Raw genomic sequence first — 19517 nt, forward strand, 5'->3', positions numbered from 1 at the left:
GTCGGTGATAACTCGAACGACTGGCCGGACGATCTGCTGGTGGCTAAGGCGCTGCCGGCAACAGAAAACGTGCAATCACCGGCAAATGATCGGAAATGCGCAACGTATCGTCCTGCCGCACCCGCGCTTCGACCCGTTTGATGCGCGGGCTGTAAAACAGGTAGTCGACGGTCCGGTCCGGGCCATTCAAGCCTGGGTCATTCGGGTAATGAGTCAGCCATTGCGCCCGGTCGATGCCGCTGGCTTCGTTGTTGGTGGGGATCATCGGGTATTTGTCCCACAGCACATGCAGCGGGGTATCGGCGGAGTAGGGCGTGCGTTGCTCGGCGGGCAGGCGTTGATACTGGCCCAGTGGCAACAGATTGAAATCACCACCGATCAACCACGGCGTGCCGCGGCTTTCGAACTTGTCGAGCACCTTGGCCACGGCGGTCACCTGGGTTTGCAAGGTATCGTCGAGCTGGGTGGCACGGTCCAGATGGGTGTTGAGCACGGCCATCTGGCCGCCGTCGCTTACTGGCAGGTAAGTGACGAGCAAGGCGTTTTTCGGTTTGAACTGACGGCTGATGAGGTTGGCCGGCGCGACCGGCAACTGCAGGCGTTCGGCGTGTTCGATCCGGTAGCGGCTCAGGGTCGCCAGTTGCCGGCCGACGCTGCCATAGATGTGCGGTTCAGGCACGAAGTCGGCTTTCCAGTCGAAGGCCTGGGCGGTGCAGGGATACAGGTCGGTGACCCGATCCTGAAGCAATTTGAACTGGTTCTGATAATCGCTGGCCTTGGCGCCGTCATCGAGTTCCTGCAACAGCACGATGTCCGGTTGCTCGTCGCGAATCACCCGCGCCACTTCGTCGAGGCTGAAGGCCATGTCTTCAGGGGTAGGGCGTTCGTCATCTCCCGCAGCCAGGTCATTCCAGAACACATAGCGCTTGCCGGCCAGGTACTGGACGTTCCAGGTCATCACCTTCAGCGCCTGGCCGGGCACCAGCGACGGCGCCGGGGTGTTGCAACTGACCGGCAACGCTTCCTTGGCTCCGGGGCGCCAGGTCAGGCTGTAGATCAGCAAGGCAATCAGGCCGATGGCAATCAGCAGGCCCAGCAGGGTGTAGCGCAGTAGACGGGGCATGGCTCGGCTTATAGCGTTACAAAGTTGACCTCGAGCATAACCGAGAGCCGCGTTAAAGCCCAAGGGTAGAGCAGTCAGAGCCGCTCATCAGATTTTTCGGGCACTTCGACGATCAGCATGAATAAGCGGAACAGCACCACACTGGTGAACAGTTGCAGGAAGCTGTGAGCGCTGTCGATCAGCAGCGAAATCACCGGGTTCTGCGGTTCAGGGTAAACCGCCAGCGTCGCCCCCTTGAGCGCCCACAGCGGGCCCATCACGCACAGAATGCACACCAGAATGCGCAGGAAATGCCCACGGGTCAGGCGCAGGCTTTCCTTCATCGCCGCCAGGGGCGCCAGGCCGCGCAGCACCAGCAGGTACTCGCCGAACGCCAGCGTCACCATCAGCCAGATGCCCGGCAGGAAATACAGCGACAGGCCGATCAGGATCAGCAGCGTATTGAGGGCGGTCAGCAGCGCAAAGCGCGGCCACAAGGTTGCGGAAGCCGCCAGCAGGTTGCGGGTGCGCGGTGATTCGCCGCGGCTGCGGGCATCGAGAAACAGGATCAGTGCGGCGGTATACAGCGGGTACACCAGCAAGCCGACGATCACACTGATGCCGGCGAAACTGTCCGGCCCGGTCGAGTGGTCGACCACTTGTTGCAGCAGCGCCTCGACAATCACCAGCGGCAGACACAGCTGCACGATCTGGCTCAGATTGCGTTTGAAGAAATACAGAGAGTCACGCAGTACATCGAACGAATTCATCAGTCGGTATCGCAGGTTGAAAGCAGTGCCTCACTTTAACCGATCAAACCCTTCGGGGCGCAAACGTAAACGTTCGGTAAAGGTCATTGAAACATCCTGTATCAGCCCCATTACTGGTGAGCACCTTATCCACGGTGGGTGAGGGCAACGATATTCCCGGCAATCTACGAGGTCGCCATGAACAGCGAAGAACAAACCCTGATCGATGGACTGTTTTCCCGGCTGCAACAGGCCGAAACGGACTCAGCCCCGCGTGACGCCCAGGCCGAAGCGCGGATCAAGGAGCATCTGACTCGCCAGCCAGCGGCGGGCTATTTCATGACCCAGGCGATTCTGGTGCAAGAGGCAGCCATCAAGAGCCTCGACGAACAGAACAAGCAACTCAGCGGGCAAGTGCAGCAATTGCAGGCCGAACTGCAACAGGCCAGGGCGCAGACAGCGGCGCCGGCACCCAGCGGCGGTGGCTTTTTGTCGAGCATCTTCGGCGGCGCTTCCCGTGATCCGCAGCCTGCGCCGACGCAAAGCGCAGCCCCGTCGAATGGCGGCTGGCGTGAACCGGGGCGGCCATCGTTCAACTCGCAGCCGCCGCAAAACTTCGGTGCGCCGCCTGCCCAGCAGAATTTCGGCGCGCCACCTCAGCAGAATTACGCACCGCAACAGTCTGCCGGCAGCGGTTTCCTCGGTGGTGCGTTGAAAACGGCAGCGGGCGTGGCCGGTGGCGTGATGCTGGCGCAAGGCATCAGCAGCCTGTTCCATCACAATCAGCAGCCGGAAGTGGTTGAAGTCATCAAGGAAGAACCCGCCCAGGTCAACAATCAGAGCGACAGTGGCAATGGCTGGGGCGACGATCAGCGCGTGGCTGACAACGCCAGCGATCAAGGTGGTTTCGCCGACGCGGATTACGATGACGGTTCATCGTTCTTCGGCGGCGACGACGATTCTTTCATCTGACACACCATTCGTCCGGAGCGCCATGGTGCTCCGGGCCGATAATTCGCGGAACAATCCTTGGGGCTGGCATACTGGGCGACTTTTCGGGCCTGATGCCTGATCAAGCCCGCGCGCCCGCGCGCTGAGAGGATGTGCGGTGAAAAAAATCGCAGTGTTCGTCGATGTCCAGAACCTCTATTACACCGTGCGTCAGGCCTATGGTTGCCACTTCAACTACGCCGCGTTGTGGGCTGACATCAGCAAACAGGGGCAGATCGTCGAGGCCTACGCCTATGCGATCGATCGTGGTGACAGCAAACAGCAGCAGTTCCAGCAGATCCTGCGCAACCTCGGCTTCATCGTGAAGCTCAAACCCTACATCCAGCGCAGCGACGGTTCGGCCAAAGGCGACTGGGACGTGGGCATCACCCTCGACATCATGGACGCCGCCGACCATGTCGACGAAGTGGTGCTGGCCTCCGGCGACGGTGATTTCGACATGCTGCTGGAGCGCATCATCGCCAAACACGGTGTGCAAGCGGTGGCCTACGGCGTACCGGGCCTGACGGCCAATTCGCTGATCCGCGCCGCCAGTCGTTACGTGCCGATCGAAGGCGCGTTGCTGCTCAAGAATTGATTTTTACGGAGTTGAAACAGGTTTGGAACGCATAGCAGTCATCGACTTTGAAACCACCGGGATCTCCCCGAGCAGCAGTTGCCGGGCCACGGAAATTGCCGTGGTGATTCTTGAACAGGGGCGCATCGTCGAGCGTTACCAAAGCCTGATGAATGCCGGTGTGCGGGTGCCGGCCTTCATTGAACAACTGACCGGCATCAGCAACGCCATGCTGCGCACCGCGCCTTCGGCCGAGCAGGTGATGAACGAGGTCAACGAATTCGTCGGCATTACGCCGTTGTTGGCGCACAACGCTGCGTTCGACCAGAAGTTCTGGGACTACGAGCTTGGGCGAATCAAACGCACACGCTTGCAGAACTTTGCCTGCTCGCTGCTGCTCGCCCGCCGCTTGATGCCCGCCGCGCCGAACCACAAACTCGGCACCCTCACCACCTTCGCCAGCCTGCCCGATACCGGCAAGGCTCACCGGGCCATGGCCGATGCGGAAATGGCCGCCAACCTGACGGCGCATCTGGCCCAGGAGCTGCGGCAAAAGCATGGGTTGCGCGAGTTGTCCCATGACCTGCTGTGCAGTTTGCAGAAAGTGCCGGCGGCGAAGATCAATGAGCATTTGAAGCGGTATCGCGGGTTCTAGAAACACCGCTGAACTACTTTCCATTCCCCTCCAGTTGACCCAACGGCACCCGCTTCTCGATAGCACTGGACAGCACAATCGAGGTCTTGCTGAACCCGAATGTGGCAATCCGGTTGATCAGCTCTTCCAGCTCCGGCATCGAGCCCACCGCCGCTTGCATGATCACGCAGGGGTCGCCGGTGACACGATGGCACTCGGTGAGTTGTGGGATCTTGATCAGTTCGTCGTAGGTTTTCTGGTTGCCGTGCTGGTTCAGGCGCAGTTCGATGACGCACTGGATCGGCAGGCCGATTTTGGACATGTCGATTTTTGCCTGGTAACCGGTGATCACCCCGCAGGCTTCAAGTTTGGCCACGCGCTCGGCCACCGCCGGGGCGGACAGGTTCACCTTGCGCGCCAGGTCGGCGTAGGACGCACGACCGTTTTCCAACAGGGCGCTGAGGAGCATGCGGTCGTATTTGTCCATCGTGGCTGTCCTGAAAAATGACTGACTTTCGAAAGCACGGTTAATAGCGCTGAACTCCGTGTTTTGAAAAGTGTACCGGCGCTATAAACAGGTTTTGTAGCTTATTTTTCGCCATTGGCCTTTCTAGAATAGCGGCTCTCTTTGTTTTTGTTCTCGAGCTGCCCATGTCTGGCCTACGCCGTTTTTCCTTACCGCTGATCGCTGCTTTTTTCGCGCTGTACGTGATTTGGGGATCGACCTACCTGGTGATTCGCATCGGCGTGCAGTACTGGCCGCCGTTGTTGCTCGCCGGTATCCGCTTCGTGATCGCCGGGACGTTGATGTACGCGTTCCTGCGCTGGCGCGGGGCACCGGCGCCGACCTGGGCGCAGTGGAAAGCGGCGGGGATCATCGGGATTTTGCTGCTGACGTGCGGTAACGGTGCGGTGAGCGTTGCCGAGCATACGGGCGTGGCGTCTGGTGTGGCCGCGTTGGCGGTGGCGACGGTGCCGCTGTTTACCTTGCTGTGCGGATATTTCTGGGGGGCGCGTAATACCCGTCTCGAATGGGCCGGGATTGTGCTCGGGCTAATCGGCATCGCCATGCTCAACCTCGGTTCCAACCTGCAATCGAGTCCGCTGGGCGCGGCGTTGCTGGTGTTCGCGGCAGCGGCCTGGGCTTTCGGTTCGGTGTGGAGCAAACACTTGCCGTTGCCCCAGGGCGCGATGGCCAGTGCCGTGGAAATGCTGGTGGGCGGCGTGGTGTTGCTGATCGGCAGCGCGGTGAGTGGCGAGCATCTGGAGAGCATGCCGCCGATCGAAGGCTGGGCGGCGCTGGCGTACTTGACCATTTTCGGTTCGATCATTGCCTTCAACGCTTATATGTACCTGTTGAAACACGTGCGTCCGGCAGCGGCCACCAGCTATGCCTACGTCAACCCGGCGGTGGCGGTGTTGCTGGGGATCGTGTTTGTCGGCGAGACCATCGGCGTCGAGGAAGCGCTGGCCATGGCGGTGATCATCAGTGCCGTGGTGTTGATCGGGTTGCCGCAGTGGCGTCGTGGCACAGATCGGCCTGCCGTAGTGGTGCCGACAGAATCCCGCGCGAATTAGGGTAAACTGCGCGCCATTGCACACTTGTTTCACACAATCGCGCTGAATTTTCCTACGGTACTCCCATGACTTTCGCCACCCTTGGCCTGATCGAACCCTTGCTGCGCGCCCTTGAGACGCTCGGCTACCAGACCCCGACGCCGGTTCAGACGCAAGCGATCCCGGCGGTGCTGGCCGGTCGCGACCTGATGGCCGCGGCCCAGACCGGCACCGGCAAAACCGCCGGTTTCGCCCTGCCGCTGCTGCAATTGCTGACCATGGAAGGGCCGAAAGTCAGCGCCAACTCGGTGCGCGCGCTGATCCTGGTACCGACTCGCGAACTGGCCGAGCAGGTTCACGAAGCCGTGCGCCAGTACGCCGAGAACCTGCCGTTGCGCACCTACGCGGTGTACGGCGGCGTCAGTATCAATCCGCAAATGATGAAGCTGCGCAGCGGCGTGGATCTGTTGGTGGCGACGCCGGGCCGTTTGCTCGACCTGTTCCGCCAGAACGCACTCAAGTTCAACCAGTTGCAAACCCTGGTGCTGGACGAAGCCGATCGCATGCTCGATCTGGGCTTTTCCGAAGAGCTGGGGAACATTTACAAGGCGCTGCCTTCGAGACGTCAGACGCTGCTCTTCTCTGCGACTTTCTCCGATGCGATCCGCACGCTGGCCGGGCAAATGCTCAACGACCCGCTGAGCATCGAAGTCAGCCCGCGCAACGTGGCCGCCAACACCGTCAAGCAATGGGTGGTGACGGTGGACAAGAAGCGCAAGCCGGAGCTGTTCATCCACTTGCTGCGCAAGAACCACTGGAAGCAGGTGCTGGTGTTCGCCAAGACCCGTAACGGCGTAGACGCGTTGGTGGAAAAACTCCAGGGCCTGGGTGTCAATGCCGACGGCATCCACGGCGACAAACCTCAGGCAACGCGTCAGCGGGCGCTGGATCGTTTCAAGGCCAGTGAAGTGCAAATCCTTGTGGCCACCGACGTGGCCGCCCGTGGTCTGGATATCGAAGATTTGCCATTGGTGGTCAACTTCGACCTGCCGATCGTGGCGGAGGACTACATCCACCGCATCGGTCGTACCGGCCGCGCGGGGGCAACCGGGCAGGCGATTTCGCTGGTCTGCGCCGATGAGGTGAATCAGCTGTCAGCCATCGAGATGTTGACCCGTCAGACGTTGACCCGCCAGATGGAGCAGGACTTCGAACCCGAGCACCGCGTGCCGGATACCGATGCCAGCGGTCAGGTGATCAAGAAGCCGAAAAAACCGAAGAAGCCCAAAACCTCCGGTGGCGGCAAGCGCAACCTGGGTAAATGGGTCGAGAGCGGTGAGGTGTCGGTGCCGGAGCCTTCGATCAAGCCTGTGCGTAAAGTGCCGGTGTTTAACACCGGGCCGCGTAAGCGTAAGCCTTGATCCTCTGAAGATCGTTCCCACGCTCTGCGTGGGAGTGCAGCCCGGGACGCTCCGCGTCCCAAAAAGCGTGACGCGGAGCGTCACAAGAGGCATTCCCACGCAGAGCGTGGGAACGATCAGTGGCGGTGCTGCAACCACTCCACCATCCCCAATCCCGCCGCCCGCCCACTGGCGAAACACGCGGTCAGCAGATAGCCGCCGGTCGGCGCTTCCCAATCGAGCATTTCCCCTGCGCAGAACACGCCGGGCAGTTGCTTGAGCATCAAACGTTCATCCATCGCCTCGAACATCACGCCTCCGGCGCTGCTGATGGCTTCGTCCAATGGCCGGGTCTTCACCAGCGTCAGGGGCAATGCCTTGATCGCTTTGGCCAGCAGCGCCGGATCGGCAAAGCAGTCAGCCGGTGTCAGTTCCCGCAACAACGCTGCCTTCACGCCATCAAGCCCAAGCTGACTGTGCAAGTGTTTGGCCATGGAACGTGAGCCGCGCGGTTTGCTCAGCGCCGCTTGAACTTTATCCACAGGCTTGCCCGGCATCAGATCGAGGTGAAGGGTGGCCGAGCCGTGTTGATTGATCGTTTCGCGGATCGCTGCCGAGAGGGCGTAGATCAGGCTGCCTTCAATCCCCGTGGCGGTGATCACACATTCCCCGAGTCGCGGCACGTCGTCATTGAGGCCAATGGCGATGTTTTTCAGCGGGCTGCCGGCGAATTTGCTGACCATCAATTCGCTCCAGGCCTGCACCTCGAAGCCGCAATTACTCGGTTGCAACGGCGCCAGTCCTACACCGCGCTGTTCCAGCGGCAGCATCCAGGCGCCGTCCGACCCCAGGCGCGACCAACTGCCGCCGCCGAGGGCCAGCAGGGTCGCGTCGGGTTGAACGGTTTTTTCGCCTTCAGGGCTGTCGATGCGCAAGTCACCGTTGTCATCCCAGCCGATCCAGCGATGGCGGGTGTGGATTACTACGCCGGCATCGCGCAGGCGTTTGAGCCAGGCACGCAACAGGGGCGCGGCTTTCATGTCGGTAGGAAACACTCGGCCGGAGCTGCCGACAAAGGTTTCGATACCCAGGTCATGAATCCATTGGCACAAGGCTTCGGCGCCGAAGGTTCGCAGCAGCGGTGCAATCTGCGGCGCCCGTTCGGCATAGCGCGAGAGAAATGCCGGGTAGGCTTCGGAATGGGTGATGTTCATGCCGCCGACCCCGGCGAGGAGGAATTTTCGCCCCACTGAAGGCATGCCGTCATACAGATCGACCTTGACTCCGGCCTGGCTCAACACTTCAGCCGCCATCAAGCCGGCGGGGCCGCCGCCGATGATGGCGACGTGAGGGGGAAGGGACGTGGAGGGCTGGGTCATGGCGAGAGCTGCGGCGTGGCGGGATAGGGCGGGCATTCTAGCAGTGCATGATTGTGGAAAATACCGAACCCGTAGGAGCCGGCTTGCCGGCGAAGGCGTGTTCATGAGAACTGCAAGGCTCGAGACCGTCTTCGCCAGCAAGCCAGCTCCCACAGGGATTCTGGGTGGATTTGAGGGTTGGTTAAAAAACAACCACCGTCCTCTAGCCTATACCCCGCATGGGCTGCAGGCCCTTTCACTCAGGTTATCCACAGACGGTTCCACAGGCATTGTGGGTAAAGACCCACACATCAATGACAACCTGATGACTGCCAGACCCGTCGGGCACTGTGATGGAGGATGCCATGACGGCGCGCCAGGGCCTTGCGATCCTTGCTGTAGCCGCCGCCAATCACGCCGACCACCGGAATATCCCGGCCCAGGCAATGGTGCATCACGCGTTCATCGCGAGCGGCGACGCCTTCGTCGGTCAGCTTCAGATAACCCAGGGCGTCATCCTTATGCACGTCGACACCGGCGTCGTACAGCACCAGGTCCGGTTGGTAGAGCGGCAGCAAATAGTTGAGTGCGTCGTCCACCACCTTCAGGTAATCGGCATCGCCCATGCCCATCGGCAACGGGATGTCCCAGTCGCTTTCGGCTTTGCGTGCAGGAAAATTCTTTTCGCAATGCAGGGAAACGGTCACCGCCTCCGGGGTGTTGTGCAGGATTCGTGCAGTCCCGTCGCCCTGATGCACATCGCAGTCGAATATCAGCACCCGATTCACCCGGCCACTTTCCAGCAGGTAATGGCTAATCACTGCCAGGTCATTGAAGATGCAGAAGCCGGCGGGATGATCGTAATGCGCGTGGTGGGTGCCGCCGGCCAGGTGACAAGCCAAACCATGTTCCAGCGCCTGTTCGGCCGCCAGCAGCGAACCGCCGACCGCCCGCACGGTGCGCCGGGCCAGTGCTTCGCTCCAGGGCAGGCCGAGGCGCCGCTGGTCTTCGCGGGACAACTCGCCGCCCATGTAGCGTTCGATATACGCAGGGTCATGGGCGAGGGCGAGAATATCCGCCGGGCACAGGTCCGGGCGCAGCAGGTCGATGTCCCGGGTCAGGCCACTGTCCACCAGGTGATCGCGCAGCAGGCGAAACTTGTCCATGGGGAAGCGGTGATCCGCCGGGAACTCGGGACTGTAGTCTTCGTGGTAGATCAGAGGCAGGGGCATGGCTGATTTATCGGGGAAGGCAGGTAGGAATGAGTGAACGATCCTACCAGCGATGTAGACTTGCGGCATGGAAACAGAGGGGAGGGCACGATGGAGCCGATACTGGAACTCGAAAGCGCGCGGCTGTCGTTACGGCAGTGGCGTGATGAGGATTTGCCGGCGTTTGCGGCGATGTGCGCCGATCCACAGGTAATGCGCTATTTTCCAGCGCCCTTGAGCCGGCTGGAAAGTGCCTCGATGATCGGGCGGGTTCGCGGACATTTTGCCGAGCACGGTTTTGGCCTCTGGGCGCTGGAGCGCAAGGACACCGGGGCGTTTATCGGTTTTACCGGGTTGGGTGTGGTCGGTTTCGATGCGCCGTTCACGCCGGCCATCGAAATCGGCTGGCGCCTGGCGCGCGAGCACTGGGGCCTGGGTTATGCCAGTGAAGCGGCGTGGACCGCTCTGCGTTGCGGGTTTGATCGGTTGGCGCTGCAAGAGGTCGTGGCGTTCACCAGCGAAACCAACCTGCCTTCGCAAAAAGTCATGCAGGCGATCGGCATGCATCATGCCCCCGCCGATGACTTCGAGCACCCCAGGCTTGCAGCCGATCATCCGCTGCGCCCGCACGTGTTGTACCGGATCACCCGTGAGCAATGGCTGCAAACCTTGCATGGATAAGCAGGCGCGGATGTTTACAATGGCCCTCATGTTGAACCGGGCTATAAATTGAATCGACCGCCGCAGCCAAGACTGCGCGGCAGTGCTTTGTGTGAGGAGAGTCTGAATGAGCCAAGTGTTGGAAGATCTGGTGGACCTGCTGACCCTGGAACCGATTGAAGAAAACCTGTTCCGTGGCCGCAGCCAGGACCTGGGTTTTCGTCAGTTGTTCGGCGGCCAGGTGCTCGGCCAGTCCCTGTCGGCGGCCAGTCAGACAGTCGAAGCGGCGCGCCATGTGCACTCGATGCACGGTTACTTCCTGCGTCCGGGCGATGCGAAGTTGCCGGTGGTGTATCAGGTCGATCGGGTACGCGATGGCGGCAGTTTCAGCACGCGCCGGGTCACGGCGATCCAGAAGGGCAACCCGATTTTCACGTGTAGCGCCTCGTTCCAGTACGACGAAGAAGGCTTCCAGCATCAGAGCCAAATGCCGCAAGTGGTCGGCCCGGAGAACCTGCCGTCAGAATTGGAACTCACCCAGCAACGGGCGCACCTCATCCCAGAGCACATGCGCGAAAAGCTGCTGTGCCCGAAACCGATCGAATTCCGCCCGGTGACCGAGAAGGATCCCTACAACCCGCAGCCTGCCGATCCGGTCAAATACGTCTGGTTCCGCGCCGACGGTGCGTTGGCCGACACCCCTGCGCTGCACAAATACCTGCTGGCCTATGCGTCGGACTTCGGCCTGCTGACCACCTCGATGCTGCCCCATGGCAAATCGGTCTGGCAAAAAGACATGCAGGTCGCCAGCCTTGATCACGCATTGTGGTTCCACGCCGACCTGCGCGCCGATGACTGGTTGCTGTACGCCATGGACAGCCCGTGGGCCGGCAACTCGCGTGGATTCTCCCGTGGCAGCGTGTTCAACCGTGCCGGGCAACTGGTGGCCTCGGTCACTCAGGAAGGCCTGATTCGTCATCGCAAGGACTGGATATGAGCCTGGCCGAGGTGCGGCACTGGGTGTTCGACATGGACGGCACCCTGACCGTCGCTGTGCATGACTTCGCGGCGATCCGCGTGGCGCTGGCGATCCCCGCCGAACACGACATCCTCACCCATCTCGCGGCGCTGCCGGCCGATGAAGCCGCGGCCAAGCACGCGTGGTTGCTGGAGCATGAGCGGGATCTGGCACTGGGTTCGAAACCGGCGCCGGGTGCGGTGGAACTGGTGCGTGAGTTGGCCGGGCGCGGTTATCGGCTGGGCATTCTCACGCGCAATGCTCGCGAGCTGGCCCATGTCACGCTGGAGGCCATCGGCCTGGCCGACTGCTTTGCGGTGGAGGATGTGCTGGGCCGCGATGAAGCCCCGCCCAAACCGCATCCCGGCGGTTTGCTGAAACTGGCCGAAGCCTGGAAGGTGCCGGCGAGCGAAATGGTGATGGTCGGTGATTACCGCTTTGATCTGGATTGCGGCCGGGCGGCAGGGACGCGGACAGTGCTGGTGAATCTGCCGGATAATCCGTGGCCGGAATTGGCCGATTGGCATGCGCGCGATTGCGTGGAGTTGCGGCAGCTGCTTTCGGCTTGAGGGATTGGTCGTCTGGTTAACCGCTATCGCGGGCACCACAAAAGCTCACTGCCCGAACAACGCCTTCTGCCCCTCAGGCGAGGTAAACATCCCGTCTTCATTGTGCCCGACCCCAGGCACTTCAATGAGCTGCTGACTCAACCCTTGAGGATGGCGCCGTTTCAGATAATTGAAATAGTTGCGTCCGCGAATCAATCGAGACGCGCCCTGGGCTTTGGCCTCACAACTTTTATCCAGCGCCGGATGATTGGGGTCGGTGTCCTGCTGGCCAAGTAAATAAACCACGTCTCGTTTGACGTAGTTTTCTTCGAGTTGCGCGGGCGTTTGTCCATCGGCATAAGCGGGTAAATCCGCCAGTCCATACTTCCAGCGATTGAAATTCGTACACTTCGCGTGACTGAATGCCACTGGCCGTTGCTCATTGAAGTAGGCGTACGACGAAGCATTGGCGATCACATAGCGCACCTTCACCCCCTCCGCGTCGAGGGCTGGTTGAGGGTGGCTCAACAAGGCGTAACGCTGAACCACCTGAGCGCCGCCGGAGTGACCGGCGATGACGATTTGCTTCACGTCCGGAAACTGTTGCCGATCGCCCAGGCGAGCGACGATTTCGTCGAGCGCCGCGTAGGAACTCAGCATGAACGGCGCGGTGGACAAGCCGCCCGCCATCCAGTCATTGCCCTGCCAGCGTAAAACGCTGTCGGGTACCGGATGGCTCGCGATGTCGGTTTCATTGAGAAACTGCGGGGCGAGCACCAACGTGTTTGCGCTTTGCCCGGCCTGCTCGGCGGCGTGCTCGGCGCTCTGGCGATAGGTGTCGGCATTGCGCAAACGACCGTGGACGATGATCAGCACGCGTTCGATTTTCGCCGGGGTCGGGCCGATGCCCACCGCGATTTCGCCTGCGCTCAACAGCAGGCGCCCGGAACTGATCGCCTTGACCCCCTGCTCGGCAGCCTGGGTGCTTGTGCAGGTGATCAACAGAGCCAACAACCACTTGTGCATTACAGATTCTTCGCAGCAAAGGTATCGCACTGGCCAACCTGGCCTTGTGCAAATCCGGTTTTGAACCAGCGCACCCTTTGCGCTGACGTGCCATGAGTAAACGAGTCCGGCACCACGCGGCCCTGACCTTGCTGCTGCAAGCGGTCATCACCGATGGCGTTGGCGGCGTTCAAGGCTTCTTCGATGTCACCGGGTTCCAGCCAGTTCAGACGTTTCTGCGCATTGTTGGCCCAGACCCCGGCCAGGCAATCGGCCTGCAGTTCCTGACGCACCAGCAAACCACCGTCGCCCTCCATTTGCCGGCCCTGCTGCCGAGCGGTCTGAATCTTCGCCGAAACGCCGAGCAAGGTCTGCACGTGGTGTCCGACTTCGTGAGCGATCACGTAGGCCTGGGCGAAGTCACCCGCGGCAGAAAAGCGCTGGGACATTTCCTGGAAGAAACTCATGTCCAGATAGACCTTCTGGTCTGCCGGGCAATAGAACGGACCGGTCGCCGACGTCGCCAGGCCGCACGCCGAGTTCACCTGATTGCTGAACAACACCAGGGTCGGGTCTTTATATTGCCGACCGGCCTGCTGGAAAATATTGCCCCAGGTGTCTTCGGTGTCGCCGAGGATCGAGCGCACGAATTCGGCCCCTTCATCATTGGCCGGTGGCGCCTTGCGGGTTTGCGTGGTGGCCGGGGTCGATTGCTCGCTCATTTGCCCGGTCAGTTGACCGAGGATCTGCAACGGGTCCTGGCCGGTGATCCAGCCGATCCCGACGATCAACAGGATCGCCGTCAGGCTCAGGCCCTTGCCGCCACCGAAACGCATCCCTGCGCCCCCACCGCCGACATCATCGCCACGGGCATCGACCACGTTGTCGCTGCGTCGGCCTTTTTTCCATAGCATGGGGGCAATCCTCTGTTTGAACCTGGTGATGAGTGTTGCTGGTGAGCAGGCGTGGCGCCAGTCCGATCGTCCGTCTTTTACCTGGCCCGAAGTGTTTCAGACTGGTATTGAACATGGATCGCCCATCGAATTCCCTCAGGCGATGATTTTTTATCGATTCGGCGAGGACTTGTCTCACGGGCGACTGATCACGTCCGCTCCGCAGCGGCGATATGCCGTGCAGCGATGTAGCCGAAGGTCAGCGCCGGGCCGAGATTGATGCCGCCAGCGGGATAGTGCCCACCCATGATGCTGGCCATGTCGCCGCCCGCCGCGTACAACCCGGCGATGGCCTGCCCCGATTCGCCGAGCACCTGGGCATGTTCATTGACCTTGAGCCCGGCAAAGGTGCCGAAGCAGCCAGGCTGGACCTTCACGGCGTAGAACGGGCCTTGTTCAATCGGCGCGACGCAAGGGTTGGGCTGCTGCAACGCATCTCCCTGTTTGCGGTTGTAGGGCGTCGAACCACGACCGAACAACGGGTCTTCACCGTTGCGCGCGTGCCGATTGTATTCCTCCACCGTACTGCGCAAACCGTTCGGGTCGATGCCACAGGCCTTGGCCAATTCCTCGATCGTGTTGCCGGTTTTCAGATAACCGCTGCGGATAAAGGATGACAACGGCACCGGAAACGGCCGGGAGATTCCCAAGCCATAACGCCGCTGAAAACCATGGTTGCAGATCAGCCAGGAGGCGACTTCTTCACCCTGTGGTGCGGCGGCGACCATGGCCGTCACGTAGTCGTAGTAGCCGTTGGCTTCGTTGACGAAGCGCTGGCCATTGCTCAGTACGCCGATGATCCCCGGTTTGCCGCGCTCGATGATGTGCGGGAAGTGGCCGATGCTGCCGTCACTGTACGGCACTTGCGAAACCGGCGCCCAAGCCACGGGCGATGCCATGTCGGTGTTGACCCGCGCACCGGCGCTTTCGCCCAACCGCAAACCATCACCTGCGACGCCCAGAGGTGGCAGCGCCAGGTGTTCATGGCCGGTCGGTGTGCGAGGGAACAGCGCCTTGCGCCGTTCGATGTCATTGGCAAACCCACCGGCGGCGAGTACCACGGCCTTGCGTGCATGGAGGCGGAGTTTGCCTTTGGCGGTGCTGACTACCGCGCCTCGCACCTGATCGCCTTCGCGAAGCAACTCGGTCACCGGCGCCGATTCCCAGAGCAATACACCCAGGTCTTCGGCGGACTTTGCCAGCCGGGCGATCAGCGCAACACCGTTGACCAGTTGCATCGCCCGGCCATGAACCGCGAGGTCGAACAAGTGCCGGGTGAAGCGCCGGGTCACGTGCCACGCTGCGGGCAAAGAGCGGGTCAGGTTGAGAAATGCGCTCAGGTCCGCACCTGCCATGATCGGCATGCCCATGAACGAAGTTTCCCGCATGGTTCTGCGAAGACGCTTGAGTAGCTTGCCGACTTTTCGCCCGTCATAAGGCGCAGCGATCACCGAACGTCCGCCGGTACCGGCGCCTGGTGTGTCGCCATGAATGTCGGCAATGGCGTTGCCGTCGGCGAATTGCAGGGAGGTGTGCTGCTCGAAGAACGCGACCATTTGCGGGCCGTTTTCGAGGAACGCGTCGATCATCGCCGGATCGTAGCGCTCGCCCAGTTCGTGCTTGAGGTAAGTGCGCGGTTGTTCGACGTCTTCGACGATGCCGGCGCGACGCGCCAGGGCATTGCACGGCACCCAGGCCCAGCCGCCGGACCAGGCCGTGGCACCGCCAAATACCGGGTCTTTCTCGACCACGATCACTTTCAAGCCATGCCAGGCCGCGGTGACGGCTGCGGACAATCCGGCCGCGCCGGAGCCGACAATCAGCACATCGCATTCGATGTCCGCAAGGGGGTGAGATTCGGCAGGCATCGTCTAAAAGCTCCGGTTTGTTTTTGGAATTTGATTCCAGAAAATATAAAGACTTGATTGGCCTCGGCAACCATTCACGGTGTAAAGAGGGCGGTTATCGGACAACGGGTTCCAGATTTCGCATTACGCGGTTTGTCTTCTAGAATCGGCAAAATTTCAGGTGGAGCCTTCCATGGCCGGCAGTCAGATCGAACGTGTTTTCAGCGTGCTGGAAAGCCTCACCAGTGACCCTCGCGGCCTGCCGATGCAGACGCTGGCGGAGCAACTGGACATCCCCAAAAGTGCGACTCACCGGCTGCTCGCCGAGCTGGTTCGGCTGGGTTACGTGCGGCAGAATCCGGAGAACCTGCGCTATCACCTGTCGACCAAACTGGTGGCGATGGGTTTCCGTTACCTGTCGAGCAGCGGCGCCGATATCGTGCAGCCGGTGCTGGATCGCCTGGCCGAGGAAACCGGTGAGCTGGTGCGCCTTGGGGTGATTGAGGGCGAGCGACAGATCTGGATCGCCAAGTCGCAAGGCGCCCGCTCGGGGCTGCGTTACGACCCGGACATGGGCCGTGATGCGCCGTTGTTCTACACCGCCTCGGGCCACGCATGGCTGGCGTGCATGAGCGATGCCGAAGCGTTGTCGCTGGTGGAGCGTCAGGGGAGCGAACGGCCGAAAGACCTGGGGCCGAACGCGCCGCGTTCCAACATTGAGTTACTGGAACGCCTGCGTCTGGCGCGCGAGCAGGGGTACGCCTGGGTCGAAGAGAGTTCTGCCGTGGGCACCTCGGCGATTGCGGCGGTGGTGCGCCACCCCGGCGATGGTCGAGTGATCGGTGTGCTGAGCATTGCCGGGCCAAGCGCACGGATGCCGGGGGCGCGGTTGCATGAGTTGGCGCCGCTGTTGCTGAAGTTTACCGAAGAGCTGTCCGACGCGAGTCTGGCTTCTGAGTTGTTCAGCTGACGCTTTAAAAGATCGTGTGCGCTGTTCGCACACTTTTTCGGTTCGCTTGTGTAAGAATCTGGAACCAGGTTCTAAATTATTGGAATTCATCCTTCCAACAATAATCACAAGAGGACCGCACCATGACTTCGCCCCTTCGCATCGCCCTGATCGGTGCCGGCAACATGGGCCAGCAGCATTACCAGCATCTGAAAACCCTGGCGCAAGCGACGTTGTGTGCGGTCGCCGATCCTGGCCCACAAGCGGCAGGCCTCGCGGCCGAATGGGGCGTGGGGTATTTTGCCGATCACCGTCAGATGCTGGAGCAGGCGAAGCCAGACGCAGTGATCGTCGCCAACCCGAACACGCTCCATGTCAGCACTGCGCTCGATTGCCTCGCCGTCGGCGTGCCGGTGCTGCTGGAAAAACCGGTCGGGGTGCACCTGGATGAAGCGCGCGAACTGGTGGCCGCCTCGAAAGCCACTGGTGTTCCCGTGCTGGTCGGCCATCACCGCCGGCACAATCCGTTGATCGTCCGTGCCCATGAACTGGTGCAGGGCGGTGCTTTGGGTCAACTGACGACGGTGACGGCACTTTGGCAGTTGCGCAAACCTGACAGCTATTTCGAAACGCCGTGGCGCCGCGAGCCCGGTGCGGGGATGTTGCTGACCAACCTGATTCACGACCTCGATCTGCTGCGGCACTTGTGCGGCGAAGTGCGTCAGGTTCAGGCGATCACCAGCAATGCGGTGCGCCGGTTTGCCAACGAAGATTGCGCGGCGGTGTTACTGCAATTCGACAATGGCGCACTGGGCAGCCTGACCGGGTCCGATGCTGTCGCAGCGCCGTGGAGCTGGGAGCTGGATTCCGGGGAGAACCCGGTCTATTCGCGCCAGGCCGATCAGCCGTGTTACCTGCTGGCCGGGACGGGCGGTGCGCTGAGCATTCCGCAGCTCAAGCGCTGGCACTACGCCGACGTCGATGGAGGATGGCATCAACCATTGCTGGCGGTGCAGGAACGCTTCAGCGCCGATGAAGCGTTGCGTTTGCAGTTGCAGCATTTCGTGCGTGTTGCGCGCCGGGAAGTCGAACCCTTGGTGAGCGCTGCCGATGCTGCGCGGACCCTGGCGCTGGTTGAAGCGATTCGCGAGGCCGCTGAAACCGGTCGCGCCTGCACCCCGATGTTGATCGAGGAATGAATATGAGTGAGCGGATCTTTTCCCTGGCCAGCCTGACCGTGCTGGAATTGTCTCCGCCGGAGATGGTGGACGTTGCGGCGCGTGCCGGTTACAGCCATGTCGGACTACGCCTTGAACCTGCGACCCCCGAAGAACATCACTTTGCGCTGGTAGCCGATGTCGGTCTGCGGCGTGAGACGCTGGCGCGGCTGCGCGACACCGGCATTCGTGTGTTGGATGTTGAAATCCTGCGTCTTAAACCGCAAACCGTCGTCGCCGACTTCGAAAAGATTCTGGCGGTCGGAGCGGAGTTTGGTGCCAGTGAATTGCTGGTGGCCGGTAACGATTCTGACGAGCAGCGACTCACCGAGAACTTCGCCCGATTGTGCGATCTGGCGGCACCTTACGGGTTGCATCCGCACCTGGAGTTCATGCCGTGGACCGATGCGCGCAATCTCGAACAAGCGGTGCGCATCGTCGAAAACGCTGACCGTGAAAACGGCGCGGTGTTGGTGGACGCATTCCATTTCGACCGATCGGGTTCGCGGCTGGAAGACCTGGCCAAAGTTGCCCCGTCACGGTTACGGTACACACAGTTATGCGATGTCGCGGGGCCACGGTCGACGGACATGGCGGAGATTTTGCGTCAGGCGCGTAACGAGCGGCGTTTTCCGGGTGATGGCGATTGTGATCTGGCGGGGTTGTTGCAGTGTTTGCCGACCGATATCGCGTTAAGCCTGGAGATTCCCACCGTGAAGCTGCTGGAGCAGGGCGTGAGCGGGTTGCAGCGGGCGCAGATGGCATTGGATAAGACCCGGGAATTGTTGGCGCGGCGCTAAGCGGTGCTGCGCACCAATCGCGGGCAAGCCTTTGACTTTCGATGTAAAAAAGGATCGCTAATGACCGTCAGCACCCCGCTCTCCGGCGTTAACCAACCCTTCAAAGGGATTCTACTGATCGTCGTCGCGACCTTCCTGTTTTCCAGTCACGACGCTTTGTCGAAATATCTATCGGGGCTCTATCCGATCGTCATGGTGGTCTGGGCGCGCTATGTGGTTCACACCTTGCTGATGGCCGGGATTTTCCTGCCGCAATCCGGGCTGCGAGTCCTGCGTACCAAACGGCCGTTGCTGCAGTTGCTGAGGGCGTTGTGCCTGTTGGGCACCAGTTTGTTTTTCACCACCGGTTTGCAGTACATCCCGCTGGCCGAAGCCACGGCAGTCAACTTTCTCGCCCCGGTTCTGGTCACCGCGCTGTCGGTGCCACTGCTGCGTGAGCGGGTCACCCGCGGCCAATGGGTCGCGGTGATTTGCGGATTTATCGGCGTATTGATCATCGTCCACCCCGGCGGTGATCTGTTCACGCCAGCGGTCTTACTGCCGCTCTGCTCGGCGCTGTTTTTCTGCTTCTATCAATTACTCACCCGCAAGCTCAGTGAAGTCGACAGCCCGACCACCAGCAACTTCTTCGCCGGCCTGTGTAACACCCTAGTGATGAGCGCGCTGGTGCCGTTCTTCTGGCAAGTGCCAAGCCTTGGGCATGGATTGATGATGGTTGCACTGGGCGCCTGCGGGATGACGGCGCACCTGTTTCTGACCCAGGCGTTCCGCCACGCCGCCCCCGCGCTGCTGGCGCCGTTCGGCTATTGCCAGATTGTCTTTGCCGGATTGCTGGGCTGGTTGCTGTTTTCTCACACGCCGACCCTGACCACGGTGGTCGGGATCGCCGTGATTTGCTGCAGCGGGTTGGCGGCGGCGTGGCAACAGAGTCGTCGGTAGGAA

At 61.2% G+C, this 19517-nt stretch carries 20 protein-coding genes; 12 read left to right on the forward strand and 8 right to left on the reverse strand.

Annotation, left to right across the window (positions count from 1 at the left end; all coding sequences use genetic code 11):
* Positions 1–43: 43 nt before the first annotated feature.
* Together HCU66_RS00820 and HCU66_RS00825 are read right to left on the reverse strand one after the other, a co-directional pair.
* Positions 44–1123: an endonuclease/exonuclease/phosphatase family protein gene (locus tag HCU66_RS00820; protein ID WP_205886577.1), complete on the reverse strand. Its 1080-nt coding sequence runs from the start codon at positions 1121–1123 to the stop codon at positions 44–46.
* A gap of 74 nt (positions 1124–1197) precedes the next feature.
* Positions 1198–1872, reverse strand: a complete 675-nt coding sequence (locus tag HCU66_RS00825; protein ID WP_205886578.1) for a YciC family protein — start codon at positions 1870–1872, stop codon at positions 1198–1200.
* Between the two features lie 177 nt (positions 1873–2049).
* Between HCU66_RS00825 and HCU66_RS00830 the strand changes: the two genes are divergently transcribed.
* The 3 genes from HCU66_RS00830 to HCU66_RS00840 all read left to right on the forward strand — a co-directional run bounded on the left by HCU66_RS00830 (position 2050) and on the right by HCU66_RS00840 (position 4073).
* Complete coding sequence (locus HCU66_RS00830) at positions 2050–2823, forward strand: DUF2076 domain-containing protein (protein WP_205886579.1); 774 nt, start codon at positions 2050–2052, stop codon at positions 2821–2823.
* Positions 2824–2959: 136 nt separating this feature from the next.
* Entirely contained in the window at positions 2960–3439 is a 480-nt protein-coding gene (locus tag HCU66_RS00835; protein ID WP_205886580.1) for an NYN domain-containing protein, read from the forward strand.
* Positions 3440–3461: 22 nt separating this feature from the next.
* Positions 3462–4073 carry a 3'-5' exonuclease gene (locus HCU66_RS00840; RefSeq protein WP_205886581.1) on the forward strand — a complete coding sequence of 204 codons (612 nt, stop codon included), beginning with the start codon at positions 3462–3464 and terminating at the stop codon, positions 4071–4073.
* Between the two features lie 13 nt (positions 4074–4086).
* On the opposite strand, the gene HCU66_RS00845 is transcribed toward HCU66_RS00840, so the two are convergent.
* Entirely contained in the window at positions 4087–4539 is a 453-nt protein-coding gene (locus HCU66_RS00845; RefSeq protein WP_205886582.1) for an Lrp/AsnC family transcriptional regulator, read from the reverse strand.
* A gap of 164 nt (positions 4540–4703) precedes the next feature.
* Here HCU66_RS00845 and yedA point away from each other — a divergent pair, with 164 nt between their 5' ends.
* Together yedA and HCU66_RS00855 are read left to right on the forward strand one after the other, a co-directional pair.
* A complete protein-coding gene (gene yedA, locus HCU66_RS00850) occupies positions 4704–5630 on the forward strand; it encodes a drug/metabolite exporter YedA (protein WP_205886583.1) in 927 nt (308 codons plus the stop codon).
* A 65-nt stretch (positions 5631–5695) separates the two neighbouring features.
* Positions 5696–7030, forward strand: coding sequence for an RNA helicase RhlE1 (locus HCU66_RS00855; RefSeq protein WP_205886584.1), 1335 nt, complete (start codon positions 5696–5698; stop codon positions 7028–7030).
* Positions 7031–7146: 116 nt separating this feature from the next.
* Here HCU66_RS00855 and HCU66_RS00860 read toward each other — a convergent pair whose 3' ends face one another.
* Complete coding sequence (locus tag HCU66_RS00860) at positions 7147–8388, reverse strand: TIGR03862 family flavoprotein (RefSeq protein ID WP_205886585.1); 1242 nt, start codon at positions 8386–8388, stop codon at positions 7147–7149.
* Between the two features lie 290 nt (positions 8389–8678).
* Positions 8679–9599, reverse strand: a complete 921-nt coding sequence (locus tag HCU66_RS00865; RefSeq protein WP_205886586.1) for a histone deacetylase family protein — start codon at positions 9597–9599, stop codon at positions 8679–8681.
* A gap of 90 nt (positions 9600–9689) precedes the next feature.
* On the opposite strand from HCU66_RS00865, the gene HCU66_RS00870 reads away from it, so the two are divergent.
* From HCU66_RS00870 to HCU66_RS00880, 3 genes are all read left to right on the forward strand, one after another.
* Positions 9690–10259 (forward strand): GNAT family N-acetyltransferase, encoded by a 570-nt coding sequence (locus tag HCU66_RS00870; protein WP_205886587.1) that lies wholly within the window; start codon positions 9690–9692, stop codon positions 10257–10259.
* Positions 10260–10365: 106 nt separating this feature from the next.
* A complete protein-coding gene (gene tesB / locus HCU66_RS00875; protein ID WP_205886588.1) occupies positions 10366–11235 on the forward strand; it encodes an acyl-CoA thioesterase II in 870 nt (289 codons plus the stop codon).
* Positions 11232–11825, forward strand: a complete 594-nt coding sequence (locus tag HCU66_RS00880; protein ID WP_205886589.1) for an HAD family hydrolase — start codon at positions 11232–11234, stop codon at positions 11823–11825. Before tesB ends, HCU66_RS00880 begins: the two co-directional genes overlap by 4 nt.
* A 45-nt stretch (positions 11826–11870) precedes the next feature.
* On the opposite strand, the gene HCU66_RS00885 is transcribed toward HCU66_RS00880, so the two are convergent.
* The 3 genes from HCU66_RS00885 to HCU66_RS00895 all read right to left on the reverse strand — a co-directional run bounded on the left by HCU66_RS00885 (position 11871) and on the right by HCU66_RS00895 (position 15630).
* Positions 11871–12830 carry an alpha/beta fold hydrolase gene (locus HCU66_RS00885; RefSeq protein ID WP_205886590.1) on the reverse strand — a complete coding sequence of 320 codons (960 nt, stop codon included), beginning with the start codon at positions 12828–12830 and terminating at the stop codon, positions 11871–11873.
* Complete coding sequence (ypfJ, locus tag HCU66_RS00890; RefSeq protein WP_205886591.1) at positions 12830–13723, reverse strand: KPN_02809 family neutral zinc metallopeptidase; 894 nt, start codon at positions 13721–13723, stop codon at positions 12830–12832. The genes HCU66_RS00885 and ypfJ overlap by 1 nt, the downstream gene beginning before the upstream one ends.
* A 188-nt stretch (positions 13724–13911) precedes the next feature.
* Positions 13912–15630 (reverse strand): FAD-dependent oxidoreductase, encoded by a 1719-nt coding sequence (locus tag HCU66_RS00895; RefSeq protein WP_205886592.1) that lies wholly within the window; start codon positions 15628–15630, stop codon positions 13912–13914.
* 172 nt (positions 15631–15802) lie between these two features.
* Here HCU66_RS00895 and HCU66_RS00900 point away from each other — a divergent pair, with 172 nt between their 5' ends.
* The 4 genes from HCU66_RS00900 (at position 15803) to HCU66_RS00915 (ending at position 19514) form a co-directional block, all read left to right on the forward strand.
* Positions 15803–16579: an IclR family transcriptional regulator gene (locus tag HCU66_RS00900; protein ID WP_205886593.1), complete on the forward strand. Its 777-nt coding sequence runs from the start codon at positions 15803–15805 to the stop codon at positions 16577–16579.
* Positions 16580–16701: 122 nt separating this feature from the next.
* Positions 16702–17757 carry a Gfo/Idh/MocA family protein gene (locus HCU66_RS00905; RefSeq protein ID WP_205886594.1) on the forward strand — a complete coding sequence of 352 codons (1056 nt, stop codon included), beginning with the start codon at positions 16702–16704 and terminating at the stop codon, positions 17755–17757.
* A gap of 2 nt (positions 17758–17759) precedes the next feature.
* Positions 17760–18575 (forward strand): sugar phosphate isomerase/epimerase family protein, encoded by an 816-nt coding sequence (locus tag HCU66_RS00910; protein ID WP_205886595.1) that lies wholly within the window; start codon positions 17760–17762, stop codon positions 18573–18575.
* Positions 18576–18635: 60 nt separating this feature from the next.
* A complete protein-coding gene (locus HCU66_RS00915; protein WP_205886596.1) occupies positions 18636–19514 on the forward strand; it encodes a DMT family transporter in 879 nt (292 codons plus the stop codon).
* The last annotated feature ends 3 nt before the right edge of the window (positions 19515–19517 follow it).

The sequence above is a fragment of the Pseudomonas frederiksbergensis genome, from assembly GCF_017114915.1.
Taxonomy (GTDB): Bacteria; Pseudomonadota; Gammaproteobacteria; order Pseudomonadales; family Pseudomonadaceae; genus Aquipseudomonas; species Aquipseudomonas frederiksbergensis_I.